Below are 13069 nucleotides of genomic sequence, written 5' to 3' on the forward strand. Positions count from 1 at the left end.
GTCCATGTTGCCCTCCCCCATGGCGGGCAACTTCCATGGAGTATAAAAGGCGGTTTCGGCGCTTGCCTACCGCTTCGGCTTGAGCAGCGTGCCGGTGCACTTCGGCGAACCGCACAGGCACTTCCAGAGTTTTTTCAGGCGCGCGGTGTGCGGCACGTCGAGCACGATGCCGTAGTCGTAGGTGAGTTCCTCGCCCGGCTTGATGTTGCGGATCGCCTCGATCACCACCTTGTCGCGGCGCGGGTCGCCGCTGGCGCTTTCCTCGACCAGCGCGCGGCAGTTCGGCGCACAGCTGTGGTTGATCCAGCGCGCGCTGTTGCCCTGCTGGTTGGCGTCGATGATGTAGTCGTCGTTGAGCGTGAACAAGAAGGTATGGCCGGTCTCGCCGCCGTCGCCATACAGATCGTCCGCCTCGTCGTGGCTGATCAGGCGGCCCTTGTACTCGATGATTTCCTCACCCTTGCCGATCGGAGCGGTGGCGAACACGCCATTGCCGTGGATCGGCGAGCGGCGCGCGATAAAACGTCGTGACATGCGGTACAACCCCAGCGCTGGAGACAAGTCGTCGATGATGCCTGTTTGCGGATGAGCGCGAAACCGGGCGGCCGGGACGAGCTTCCGCCGGCATCGCGGCAAGGCGATGACGATGTTCGACGCCGCCACTGGCCAGTTGCCCCCCAAACGCGGTTAGAATCGACTTTCAAACGATCGTTTGGAGAACGGCAATGCGTCTGTTGCGCTGGATCATCCCCGTCCTGATGCTGGGCCTGGCCGCCTGCGGCCCGGCCAGGAAGAGCGTGTTCCCGCCCACCGTGAGCATCCAGCAACTGGTGGTGCTGCCCGGCGGCCAGTGGCAGCTGACCGTGCGTATCCAGAACAACAGCTATGCCGGCATGAAGTTCAGTTCGATCGACGGCCAGTTGCAGATCGCCGAACTGGTGCCGGTGCGCCTGCATGCGAACTTCGACCTCGACATCCCCGAGCTGGCCGGCGACGTGGTCCGCATCGACGTGCTGCCCACCAGCGCGATGAGCCAGGCGCTCGCGGCCATTGCCGGCAAGGGCAGCGCCGGTTCGCTGGCCTATCGCGTCAGCGGCAGCACCACCGCCAAACCCGAGCAGGAAGACAAGCCGCGCTCGTTCGACTTCAACGGCAGCGACTGGATCTCGGCGGTGCCGGGCATCGCCAACACGTATCGCTGATCACCCCATTCAACGAAGGAACCACCATGACCGCTTACAAGGCTCCCCTCGACGACCTGCGCTTCGCCCTGTTTGATGTACTGGGCGCCGAGTCGACCCTGACCTCGCTGCAGGGCGGCGAAGCCCACACCCGCGACCTGTTCGACGCGGTGCTGGAGGAAGCCGGCCGGCTCAGCGAACAGCTGCTGGCGCCGACGAATGGTCCGGCAGACGCCGAGGGCTGCCATTACGACAAGGCCACCCAGACGGTGACCACGCCGAAGTCGTTCAAGGAAGCGTTCAAGGCGTTCGCCGAAGGCGGCTGGACCGGCCTGACCAATCCGGAGACCTACGGCGGCCAGGCCCTGCCCGGCGTGCTGGGCACGGCGACCACCGAGATCTTCCAGTCCGGCAACCTGGCCTGGAGCCTGTACCCGCTGCTATCCGAGGGCGCCACCCACGCGATGGAGATGCACGGCGAGGAATGGCAGCGCGAGCGCTTCATGAAGCCGATCGTCGAAGGCCGCTGGACCGGCACCATGTGCCTCACCGAGCCGCAGGCCGGCTCCGACCTCGGCCTGCTGAAGACCCGGGCAGAGCCCGCCGCGGCGGACGCGGACGGCCATGCCGTGTACAGGATCAGCGGCACCAAGATCTTCATCAGCGCCGGCGAGCACGACCTCACCGAGAACATCGTGCACCTGGTGCTGGCGCGCCTGCCCGACGCACCGGAAGGCAGCCGCGGCATCTCGATGTTCATCGTGCCGAAGTTCAAGCTCAACGCGGACGGCACGCCGGGCGAACGCAACACCGTGGCCGCCGGTGCGATCGAGCACAAGATGGGCATCCACGCCTGCTCCACCTGCGTGATGAACTTCGACGGCGCCGAGGGCTACCTGATCGGCAAGCCGCACAAGGGCCTGGCCGCGATGTTCACCATGATGAATGCGGCGCGCCTTTCGGTCGGCGTGCAGGGCCTGGCATTGGCCGAGCGAGCGCTGCAGAACAGCCTCAACTACGCCCGCGAACGCCTGCAGTCGCGCTCGCTGTCGGGTGCGAAGTTCCCCGACAAGCCGGCCGACAACCTGCTGGTGCAGCCGGACGTGCGGCGCATGGTGCTGACCCAGCGCGCCTTCGTCGAAGGCTCGCGCGCGCTGGTGCTGTACACCGCGTTGCAGACCGACATCGAGCATCGCGCCAACGACGAAGCGGCGCGGCAGAAGGCCGGTGAGCTGGTCGCCTTCCTGATCCCGATCGCCAAGGGCATGACCACCGAGCTGGCGCAGGAGTGCACCAAGGAAGCGCTGCAGATCTACGGTGGCCACGGCTACATCGCCGAGAATGGCATGGAGCAGTTCGTCCGCGACGCCCGCATCATCACCTTGTACGAAGGCACCACCGGCATCCAGGCCGCCGACCTGCTCGGCCGCAAGATCCTCCAGCTGCAGGGCGTGGGCGCGAAGCATTTCCTGCAGGAGATCAGCGCGTTCTGCCAGCAACACAGTGCCGATGCCGCGCTGCGCAACCTGATCGGCCCGCTGGCTGTCGCCACGAAGGAATGGAGCGACCTCACCGTGAGCCTGGCCCAGCGCGTGGCGGCCAACCCGGAGGAACTCGGCGCCGCGGCGACCGACTACCTGTACTACTCCGGCTACGTCACCCTGGCCTACTTGTGGGCGCGCAGCGTGGCGGCCGCCGAGGCAGGCAACCAGTCGGCCGCGTTCAAGCAGGCCAAGCGCGACACCGCCGCGTTCTACTTCGCCCGCATCCTGCCGCGCACGCTGATGCACAAGGCGGCGATCGAAGCCGGCGTGGACACGCTGCCCGCGATCGCCTGAGCCGGCGCAGGCAGTTCAACGACAAGGCCCGGGGCGATCCCGGGCCTTTGTCCGTGCGGGGCCGACTTCTCAGAAGTGACCGGATGTGCCCATCCGGGTCAGCTTCTGCTGCGCAAGGCTGAAGGGATCGGGCTGACGGGATCGGGCTGAAGCGATCGGGCTGACGGAATCAGGCCGACGGGATCAGACGCCGTCGCCCGCGACGCCGTACATGCGCACGTACTGCCTGATCCAGTCCTCGTGGGCCTCGGCGGCCTGCAGCAGCTCCAGCGCCAGCGCTGCCTGGGCCGCGGCGATGTGCGATGGGCTCCGCGCAGGCTTGGGCGGCACCTTGGCCACGCGCAATACCGGCACCTCGGCCGTGGCCGCGTCGCTGTCCAGCAGGTAGCTGATGTCGTAGGCATGGTCACTCATGCCTGGACTGAAGCAACAGTCTTGCCAACTTTGCGGTCGCGCTGTGGCGGCCACGGGTTTACTCTGGCGGGAGTTGACCCCGGGGGAATCATCATGACGTCGAGTCGTTTCGCTGCGGGCATTCGGCCCGCCCTTTTCGCCCTGCTGCTCACCGCGACTGGCCTGCTGCAGGCCACCGATACGGCGCAAGCGAAATACCCGAACTACCCCAGCGAGACCCCGGCGAAGTTCGTGCCGGCCACCGCCAGCTTCGACTACGAGCGGCGCGAGGTGATGGTGCCGATGCGCGACGGGGTCAGGCTGCATACCGTGATCCTGGTGCCCAAGGGCGCCACTCACGCCGGCATCCTGCTGACCCGCACCCCGTACGACGCGAACGCGCTGACCAACCTCAGCATGAGCGGCCACCTCGGGCCGGCCCTGCAGGGCTACGACAACGTGGCCGACATCATCGTCGAGGACGGCTACATCCGCGTGGTGCAGGACGTGCGGGGCAAGTACGGCTCCGAAGGCGACTACGTGATGAACCGGCCGCTGCACGGCCCGCAGAATCCCACCCCGGTCGACGACGCCACCGACACGTACGACACCATCGACTGGCTGGTGAAGAACATTCCCGAGTCGAACGGCAAGGTAGGCACGCTGGGCATTTCCTACGACGGCTTCGAGCCCCTGATGGCGCTGTTCAATCCGCACCCGGCGCTGAAGGTGTCGGTGCCGATGAACCCGATGGTCGACGGCTGGATGGGTGACGACTGGTTCCACAACGGCGCGTTCCGCCAGCAGAACCTGGCCTACATCTACGAGCAGGTCGGCAGCCGCGACAACTCGATCAAGTGGTGGACGAACTACCACGACGAGTACGACCTGTTCATGCATTACGGCTCCGCCGGCGCGCTGGCCGATGCCTACGGCATGCGCCAGCTCGGCTTCTGGAACAAGCTGCTGGCGCACCCGGCCTACGATAGCTTCTGGAGCGACCAGGCAGTCGACAAGCTGCTCGCCGCGCAGCCGCTGAAGGTGCCGGTGATGCTGGTGCACAGCCTGTGGGACCAGGAAGACAGCTACGGTGCACAAGCCGTGTACCGCGCGATCAAGCCGAAGGACACCAGCGGCACCATGGTCAAGCTGGTGATGGGCCCGTGGAATCATGGGCAGGAAATCGGGGAAGGCAGCTCGCTGGGCGCGATCCGCTTCGGCAGCGACACCGCGAAGTATTTCCGCGAGAAGATCCTGCGCCCGTACCTGGCGCAATACCTCAAGGACGGCGCGCCGAAGGCCGACACCGCCGCCGTCACCGCGTACCAGACCGGCAGCAACCAGTGGCAGCGACTGGAGCGCTGGCCGCTCGCGTGCGCCGACGGCTGCCCCACGAAAAGCCGTCCGCTGTACCTGGAACCCGGCAGCAAGCTCGGCTTCAACGCGCCCGCCGCGGGCGCCGCCTACGACGAATACGTATCCGATCCCGCGCACCCGGTGCCGTTCCGCGCCCGTCCGATCCAGCCGATCGGCTACGGCACGTTCAGCTGGCCGCAGTGGCTGGTCGACGACCAGCGCGAGGCGTCCGGGCGCACCGACGTGCTCAGTTACGTCAGCGACGTACTCACCGCGCCGCTGACCATCAGCGGCGCGCCCGAGGTGAACCTGATCGCCTCGACCAGCGGCACCGACAGCGACTGGGCGGTCAAGCTGATCGACGTCTACCCCGACCAGGTCGCCTACGAACCGGAGATGGGCGGCTACCAGCTCGCCGTGGCGATGGACATCTTCCGCGGCCGCTACCGTGAAGGCTTCACCGAGGCGAAGCCGCTCGCCGCCAACCAGCCGCTGTCCTACCGCTTCGCCCTGCCTTCGGCCAACCACGTGTTCCTGCCCGGCCACCGCATCATGGTGCAGGTGCAATCGAGCTGGTTCCCGCTGTACGACCGCAACCCGCAGACCTTCGTGCCGAACATCCTGCTGGCCAGGCCGGCGGACTACGTGAAAGCCACCCAGCGCATCTACCACGCCCCGGCGCAGGCGAGCTTCATCGCGCTGCCGGTGGTGGGCGGCTGACGCGCGCAGACTGCGCACCCGGACATTCAGGTTCGGCGCGCCGCAGTTCTCCCGGGGTCGGCGAAGAAGGCAGGCCCTACGGCGTTCCTTCTTCGCCAGTCCGGGTGGCTACGGTCGCTGCATGCCGTTCGCGCTGGCGAATCCTGCCCTGGCCCGAGACGTGATGAAGCAGAGAATCAGGATGATCGCGCGGATGCTGCTGTTCGGCCTGCTCGCCCTGGCCAGCCTGGGTTCGGGCGCGTGGGGCGCGCTGGCGCTGTGGTACCAGCTGCCGGGCGGCACCGTGGTGAAGCTCCTCGGCAGCGTGACCTGGTCGCTCGTGGTGATCGTGCTGGCAGGCGTCGCGATCAGCCACCGCAGCTGGCTTCCGCCGGGAATCTACCTGGTGCTGTACGCGTTGCTGCTGCTCTGGTGGAGCAGCATCGCACCCTCCAACCTGCGCGACTGGGCCGACGATGTCTCGCGCCCGCTCACGGGCCGCATCGAGGGCCACCAGGTCGTGCTGGACAACGTGCGCGACTTCGCCTGGCGCGCCGACACCGACTACGACGCGCATTGGGAAACCCGTCGCTACGACCTCGACCACCTCGTCACCGCCGACGCCGTGCTGTCTTACTGGGGCAGCCAGGCGATCGCCCACGCGATGATCTCGTTCGGCTTCGACGACGGTCGCCACGTGGTGTTCTCGGTGGAGATCCGCCGCGAACGGGGCGAGCAGTATTCGGCGATCGGCGGCTTCTTCAAGCAGTTCGAGACCACCCTGGTAGCGGCCGACGAACACGACATCATCCGTGTGCGCACCAACGTGCGCGGCGAGGACGACTACCTGTACCCGCTGCGCATGGACAAGCCCGCGATGCGTGAGCTGTTCCTGTCCTACGTGCATGCCGCCAACCGGCTGGCGACGACGCCGGCGTTCTACAACACGCTCACCTCCAACTGCACCACGATCGTCTACCACATGGCCCGCCAGATCGAGCCGCGTCTGCCGTGGGACATCCGCCTGCTGTTCACCGGCTACCTGCCGGAATACCTGCACGCGGTGGGCGCGGTGGATCGCAGCGTGCCGGTGGGCGCCCTGCGCGAACGCAGCCGGATCACCGACCGGGCAAGACGCACGCGGGCGACGGACGACTTCTCGCGGGTCATCCGCGAACGCGCGCCGTGATCGACCCGGGAGCCTTGCTCAGCTGCCCAGCGCGAAGCGCGTCACCCGCCGGACCGGGTCGGCCTCGACCAGGCTCACGCGGACGTCAGCTCCCAGCGGCAGGGCGGCGCTGCCGGACACACCGGCCTCGATCGCCGGCTCGCGCACGATCACCGTGCCCTTGCGTGGATCGTCGCGGGCCACTTCGACGATCGCACCGGGGAACACCTCGCCTACCCGCGGCGCCAGCACCACGGCTTCGGCCAGGTTGAGCACGGCGCTTTCGTACTGGCCGGCGCGATGGCCGGAGGCCTGCATCGTGGCCGGCAGATCCGGCAACGCGGCCAGCACCCATGCCGGCACCGGCTGCTTCGCGCACAGCGCCACGCAGATCTCGCCGCTGTAGCGGTCGACCAGCCGACGCAGCGGCGCGGTGGCGTGGGCATACTGCGCGGCCAGCGCCGAGTGCATCGATTGTTCGGGCAGGGTGCCGTCGAACGCCGCGTAGCCGGCGCCCCGCAGCACGCTGGTGCAGGCGGTGAGCATCGCCACGTGCACGTCGCTGGATGGATCGAGCGAGCGGATGAAGCCGGGGTAGTCCAGCGCGTCGGGCCAGTCGATGGCCAGAGCCCGCGCCGTGATGCGCAGCCGCGCGATCGCGTGCGGATCGGGCGGCGGCAGCGTCCGCAGGATGCCCACCTTGGCCTGCACCATCAGGTAGGCCGCCGCCATGCCGGTCAACAGCGAGATCTGCTCGTTCCAGTCCTCCACCGCCAGGCGACCGCGGAAAGCCAGCTTCCACTGCCCGTCTTCCACGCTGACTTCCTGTTCCGGCAGCGGCAGGCTCACGCCGCCTCGCGACACCTCGCGCTGTCGACGCAACTCGCCGATCTCGCGCAGCACCGCCCACATCGGATCGGCCTTGCCGGCGTCGATCTGTCGCTGCACGCCTTCGTAGTCGAGCCTGGCCCGACTGCGCACCTTCGCGCGACGCACGTCGACGGCGATGCCTTCGCCGGTGCGATCCAGCTCGATCGTCCACAACAGCGCGGGGCGCAACTGATCCGGCAGCAGCGAGGCCGCATCCTCGGACAGCACCTTGGGGTGCAGGGGAATCTTGGTCTCGGCCCCGTACAGGGTCTCGCCGCGACGATGGGCCTCCAGGTCGATCGGGTCGCCCGCGCTAACGAAGGCCGCAACATCGGCAATCGCGTAGTGCACGCGGTAACCGCCCTCGGTGCGCTCGACATGCATCGCCTGGTCCAGGTCCATCGAACCGGCGGGGTCGATGGTGACCAGGGCGATCTCGCTGCGGTCGAGCTCGGGCCAGCGGGGATTCGCTGCCGCCGCGCTGGCCGCCGCCTCGACTTCCGGCGGAAACGCCGACGGCAGTTTCAGGTCGTCCCGGATGTCGCGCATGCCCTGCGCAAGGGCCGGATCAGCGGATGGCCGGATGTGGATGCGGCGGGTGGTCGACATGGATGACGCTCCTGCGTGGCGGATTCGACATCGACGGATGAAGTCCGTGACGACGGGCAATCCCCGCAAGATATACCCATGCCCGGCGGGACTACCACGGCGACGATCCAGGGTGTAGAAACGGCAAGGCCCGTCCTGCCGCGATCGACTCCCATGACCGACCCCACCCTGATGATCCGTCTGGCCGAAGAAGAGGATGATGACTTCATCCTCGAACAGGTGCCGCGCTTCGCGGATTTCGCGCTGCCGCCGTGGCGACGCCGCCACGAATGCATCGAGGGCATCCGCAATGACCTGCTGCGCCATCTGGAAGACCAGCCGCCGAACAGCTACCTGTTCGTGGCCGAGGACACCGATGGCGAACGCGCCGGCTTCATCCACCTGCAGCGCACCACCGATTTCTTCACCGGACGCAGCAACTGCCATGTCTCGGACATCGCGGTGGCGCCTTCGCACGAGGGGCGCGGCGTAGGCAGGCTGTTGCTCGCGCATGCCGAGGCCTGGGCCAGCGAACACCAGTGCCAGCTGGTGACGCTGGCGGTGTTTCCGGGCAACGAACGCGCCCGCGCCCTTTACGAAGCGGCCGGCTACGCCACCGACCTGCTGCGGCTGGCCAAGCCGGTCCGCTGAGCACATGCGAAGAAGCCGCCCGCAGGCGGCTTCTTCATGATCCAGCGCCGATTGCAGCGACGATCAGTTGGTGGTCTTGCCCGCGGCTTCCTCGGCCTGCTCGCGCACGTCGAGGCGATGGGCGAGACGGTCGATGTTGGACAGCGACAGCAGGTGGGCATAGATCCAGCCGAGCACGCCTTCACGCAGGAACTCGTGGGTTGTCTTCTCGTCCAGCGCGCGCAATTTCTCCTCGTTGACCACGAACAGGCCATTGAGGTTGATCGACTTGCCCTGGGCGCCATCCTTGCCCTGCTTCTGCAGCTGCACGTTGCGCGGCTCCAGCAGCTCATGCTTGTTGAGCTGCTGCATGAACCAGCGCGTGCGCGCCACGTTCTGCTGGAAGTCGCCCAGGAAACCCACGGCATTGGTCAACAGTTCCGTATCGGTGCCGTCTTCCTTGAACAGGCGCTCGCCTTCGGTGGTGTTGAAGCCTTCGTACTTCTCGTCGAGGAACACGGTGAAGTCGTCGCCTTCCTGGCCGGCCGGCTTCTCGGCCAGCACGAACGGATAGCGACGCACGAACGCGGGGACGTAGGTGTCCGGCGCCCAATGGCCCTCGGCGTCGACATAGAGGTTTTCGTTCTGGCGCAGGCCCAGCAGGGCAACCGGGCCGGCGTCGGCGACGCTGGAACCGGCAAACACGATCAGCATGTCGCGCGCGGCAAGGCCGAACTCCACGCCGGTCAGCGGCACCGAATGGGCATTCATGGCGAACTTCACGTTCGGCACGACCTTCATGCGCAGATCTTTGTGTTCATTGCGGTTCAGCGGAACCGGATTCTCGTAGAACAGAACTTCAGCCACGTTGTTCACCTCTGCCCATCGCCGTGCCGGGTCACCACCAAGCGCCCCTACCAAACCCGGCGTAGGGTCTGTGTTGACTGGCGATCATAACAGTGCCGCGGGCGTCCGGGCGACTGCCCCGGGGGAGACCCGACGGAGGCCAAGCATGCGAATTGCAACGAAATTGTTCTATGCTGGCCGCAGACTGGCTGCATGCATTGCCTGAACGATCTTTCGACGCCCCTGGCTGAAGGACGGTTTACATGCTGATGGAAGTGCCAAGTCGCGCCGATATCAACGCGACGCGCGTATTGTCGCTGGACGCCGCCGGCCGCATCCTCGACTGGATCAGCTGGCAGGAGGCAGTTTGCCTGTATGTCCGCGACGCGGTGGCCTGGACGCTTGGCGACCCCTGCCTCACCGTGCACGGCGGCCACAATCGGCTGCTGGGCGCGCAAAGCCTGCTGCAGCTTCATCCGATCATCGCCAGCACCGGCCGTTGCCGCGAACACGCGATCGACCCGGCCCCGGCGCTGACCAACACCGCGCTGTTCGCCCGCGACCGGCACATCTGCCTGTACTGCGGCGAGCATTTCAGCCGCGCCGAGCTCACCCGCGACCACGTCATGCCGATATCCCGGCAAGGCAAGGACGAGTGGGAGAACGTGGTCAGCGCCTGCCTGGCCTGCAACCTGAAGAAGAGCAACCGCACCCCGCAGCAGGCGAACATGCCGTTGCTGGCGGTACCGTACCGGCCCAGTTGGGTCGAACACCTGATCCTTTCCAACCGCAACATCCTGGCCGACCAGATGGAGTTCCTGGTCAGCCGGCTGCCCCGCGACCGGCGCGCCATCGCCGAATACGCCTAGCCTTCCGCCGCGGTTTCACCCTTGCCCTTGCCCTTGGACTCGCCCTCGCAGGCACGCGTGGCGCGATTTTCCTTCAGCTCCCGATCAATCTCCCTGACCTCCTCGCAGGCCTCGCCGGCCTCATCCCGCTTTTCGGCCTGCCGGCCGGCGTCTTCGCGTCGTGCCTGCTGTTCGCGCCGATTGGCCAGCTTGCGATAGTTCTCGCGAATGCGCTCCAGTGTTTCCTCATCGACCTCCTCGAGGTCGAGCAGGCTGTTGTGCGCCGCCGTGGCGCGGATCAGTTCGTCCAGCTTGATCTGCAGCGCCGCGCTGTCGCGGTTCTGGCTGTTCTGGATCAGGAACACCATCAGGAAGGTGATGATCGTGGTGCCGGTGTTGATCACCAGCTGCCAGGTGTCGCCAAAATCGAACAGGGGCCCGCTGGCGGCCCAGATCACCACGATCAGCGCGGCGCACAAAAAGGTGGCCGGCCGGCCGGAATAGCGGGCGGTGGCTTCCGCAAAACGACGAAAGGACTGCGAGAGACTGGCCATGGAGCGACTTTCCGAAGGGAACCTGTCCCAGCATGCGACGCCCTCCGTATGCCGGATGTGCAGGTTTCGGGCAGCTGCCGCCCCGCATTCTTCACGGCATCGCCCTTGCCCCGCCCCGCCGCTGGTCTAACAATACGCGGATGACCGACCTTTCCCGCTACCCCCACCTGGCCACCATCGAGACGCCAGCCGATCTGCGCCGCGTACCGGACAGCGAACTGCCTGCCGTCGCCGACGAGCTGCGCCAGTTCCTGATCGAGTCGGTGGCCAGTTCCGGCGGCCATTTCGGTGCGGGCCTGGGCGTGGTCGAACTGACCGTGGCCCTGCACCACGAATTCGACACCCCGCATGATCGCCTGGTGTGGGACGTGGGTCATCAGTGCTACCCGCACAAGATCCTCACCGGCCGTCGCGACCGCATCACTACGATCAAGAAGAAGGATGGCCTGGCGCCGTTTCCGCGCCGCGAGGAAAGCGAATTCGACACCTTCGGCGTCGGCCACTCGTCGACTTCGATTTCGGCCGCGCTGGGCATGGCGATCGCCGCCCAGCACCAGGGTGACCACCGCAAGGTGGTGGCTGTGATCGGCGACGGCGCGATGACCGCCGGCATGGCTTTCGAGGCGCTGAACCACGGTGGCGACGTCGAGCCGGACATGCTGGTGGTGTTCAACGACAATGGCATGTCGATCAGCGAGAACGTCGGCGCGATGACCAAGATGATGGCGCGCGCGATGGCCAGCCGCCGCCTCAACCAGCTGCGCGAGCGGGCGAAGCGGGCGATCCCCAGGCAGTCGTTCGTGGGCCGCTTCTTCAAGCGCTGGGAAGAACACGCCAAGGGCATGTTCGTGCCCTCGACCCTGTTCGAGGAACTGGGCTTCCACTACACCGGCCCGATCGACGGCCACAACATCCCGCAGTTGCTGCAGGCGCTGCGCACGGTGAAGAACCTGCCCGGCCCGCAGCTGCTGCACGTGATCACCACCAAGGGCAAGGGCTACGCCCCCGCCGAAGAGGCGCAGATCGAATACCACGCGGTCGGTCCGTTCGACCCGCAGGCCGGCCTGGTGAAGAAGAACACGCCGGTCAAGCCCACCTACACTGACATCTTCGGCAACTGGCTGTGCGACCAGGCCGCGGCCGACCCGCGCCTGCTGGCGATCACCCCGGCGATGCGCGAAGGTTCCGGCCTGGTGCGCTTCTCGAAGGAATACCCGGACCGCTACTTCGACGTGGCGATCGCCGAGCAGCACGCGGTGACGCTGGCCGCCGGCATGGCTTGCGAAGGGGCCAAACCGGTGGTGGCGATCTATTCCACCTTCCTGCAGCGCGCCTACGACCAGGCGATCCACGACGTGGCGCTGCAGAACCTCGATGTCACCTTCGCGATCGACCGCGCCGGTGTGGTCGGCCCGGACGGCGCCACCCATTCGGGCAGCTTCGATCTCTCTTTCCTGCGCTGCCTGCCCAACTTCGTGATCATGGCGCCCGCCGACGAAAACGAATGCCGCGCGATGCTTTCCACCGGCTTCCAGTACACCGGCCCTGCCGCGATCCGCTACCCGCGCGGCACCGGCCCCGGCGTCGCCATCAGCGAGCAGCTCGACACCTTGCCGATCGGCAAGGCCGACCTGCGTCGCCGCGGCCGCGGCCTGGCCCTGCTCAGTTTCGGCGCGATGCTGCCCGCCGCCACCACCATCGCCGCCGAACTTGACGCCACCCTGGTCAACATGCGTTTCGTGAAGCCGCTGGACGAGGCGATGATCACGGAGCTGGCGAAGACCCACGATGCCTTCGTCACCCTGGAAGACAACGCGATCGCCGGCGGCGCCGGCTCGGCCGTGGCCGAATGCCTGGCCGCCCACGGCATCGCCCGACCGATCCTGCACCTTGGCCTTCCAGACGTCTATCTGGAACACGGCAGCCGCGAGGAAGTGCTGACGATGGCTGGCCTGGACCTGCCCGGCATCCGCCACGCGATCCATGCACGCTTCCCGACGCTGTGCGCGGGCAGCATGGCCAGCACCGGCTGACCACGCCTCACGCCATTCACACAACGTGACGTGGCGCACATCGCCGGCCATCACCGGCGATGCCT

The 13069-nt window shown here is 66.9% G+C and carries 11 protein-coding genes and 1 pseudogene; 7 read left to right on the forward strand and 5 right to left on the reverse strand.

Going from position 1 to position 13069, the window contains the following annotated elements; translation table 11 throughout:
- Positions 1–66 precede the first annotated feature (66 nt).
- On the reverse strand, positions 67–534 hold the full coding sequence (locus ABNK63_RS13090) for an SET domain-containing protein-lysine N-methyltransferase (RefSeq protein ID WP_007804142.1): 468 nt from the start codon (positions 532–534) through the stop codon (positions 67–69).
- Between the two features lie 191 nt (positions 535–725).
- Between ABNK63_RS13090 and ABNK63_RS13095 the strand changes: the two genes are divergently transcribed.
- Entirely contained in the window at positions 726–1202 is a 477-nt protein-coding gene (locus ABNK63_RS13095; RefSeq protein WP_350015874.1) for a hypothetical protein, read from the forward strand.
- A gap of 26 nt (positions 1203–1228) precedes the next feature.
- Complete coding sequence (locus tag ABNK63_RS13100) at positions 1229–3019, forward strand: acyl-CoA dehydrogenase C-terminal domain-containing protein (protein WP_350015875.1); 1791 nt, start codon at positions 1229–1231, stop codon at positions 3017–3019.
- A 183-nt stretch (positions 3020–3202) separates the two neighbouring features.
- Here ABNK63_RS13100 and ABNK63_RS13105 read toward each other — a convergent pair whose 3' ends face one another.
- Positions 3203–3433 (reverse strand): hypothetical protein, encoded by a 231-nt coding sequence (locus ABNK63_RS13105; RefSeq protein WP_007804148.1) that lies wholly within the window; start codon positions 3431–3433, stop codon positions 3203–3205.
- A 93-nt stretch (positions 3434–3526) separates the two neighbouring features.
- On the opposite strand from ABNK63_RS13105, the gene ABNK63_RS13110 reads away from it, so the two are divergent.
- Both ABNK63_RS13110 and ABNK63_RS13115 read left to right on the forward strand, forming a co-directional pair.
- The gene (locus ABNK63_RS13110) at positions 3527–5488 is read left to right on the forward strand and encodes a CocE/NonD family hydrolase (RefSeq protein ID WP_350015876.1); all 1962 of its coding nucleotides are present in this window, start codon (positions 3527–3529) and stop codon (positions 5486–5488) included.
- Positions 5489–5651: 163 nt separating this feature from the next.
- On the forward strand, positions 5652–6656 hold the full coding sequence (locus ABNK63_RS13115; protein WP_350015877.1) for a DUF4105 domain-containing protein: 1005 nt from the start codon (positions 5652–5654) through the stop codon (positions 6654–6656).
- 18 nt (positions 6657–6674) lie between these two features.
- Here ABNK63_RS13115 and ABNK63_RS13120 read toward each other — a convergent pair whose 3' ends face one another.
- Positions 6675–8114, reverse strand: a complete 1440-nt coding sequence (locus ABNK63_RS13120; protein ID WP_350015878.1) for an RNB domain-containing ribonuclease — start codon at positions 8112–8114, stop codon at positions 6675–6677.
- Positions 8115–8267: 153 nt separating this feature from the next.
- Here ABNK63_RS13120 and ABNK63_RS13125 point away from each other — a divergent pair, with 153 nt between their 5' ends.
- Positions 8268–8744: a GNAT family N-acetyltransferase gene (locus ABNK63_RS13125; protein ID WP_007804155.1), complete on the forward strand. Its 477-nt coding sequence runs from the start codon at positions 8268–8270 to the stop codon at positions 8742–8744.
- Positions 8745–8807: 63 nt separating this feature from the next.
- Here the strand turns inward: ABNK63_RS13125 and ABNK63_RS13130 are convergent, their stop codons facing one another.
- On the reverse strand, positions 8808–9590 hold the full coding sequence (locus ABNK63_RS13130; protein ID WP_040672604.1) for a SapC family protein: 783 nt from the start codon (positions 9588–9590) through the stop codon (positions 8808–8810).
- Between the two features lie 242 nt (positions 9591–9832).
- Here ABNK63_RS13130 and ABNK63_RS13135 point away from each other — a divergent pair, with 242 nt between their 5' ends.
- Entirely contained in the window at positions 9833–10438 is a 606-nt protein-coding gene (locus tag ABNK63_RS13135; RefSeq protein WP_007804159.1) for an HNH endonuclease, read from the forward strand.
- Positions 10439–10620: 182 nt separating this feature from the next.
- Here the strand turns inward: ABNK63_RS13135 and ABNK63_RS13140 are convergent.
- Positions 10621–10971 (reverse strand): annotated as a pseudogene (locus ABNK63_RS13140) (low affinity iron permease family protein); the annotation flags it as partial.
- Positions 10972–11111: 140 nt separating this feature from the next.
- On the opposite strand from ABNK63_RS13140, the gene dxs reads away from it, so the two are divergent.
- Positions 11112–13004: a 1-deoxy-D-xylulose-5-phosphate synthase gene (gene dxs, locus ABNK63_RS13145; RefSeq protein WP_007804163.1), complete on the forward strand. Its 1893-nt coding sequence runs from the start codon at positions 11112–11114 to the stop codon at positions 13002–13004.
- Positions 13005–13069 lie beyond the last annotated feature (65 nt).

The organism is Rhodanobacter sp. IGA1.0, from assembly GCF_040208325.1.
Taxonomy (GTDB): Bacteria; Pseudomonadota; Gammaproteobacteria; order Xanthomonadales; family Rhodanobacteraceae; genus Rhodanobacter; species Rhodanobacter spathiphylli.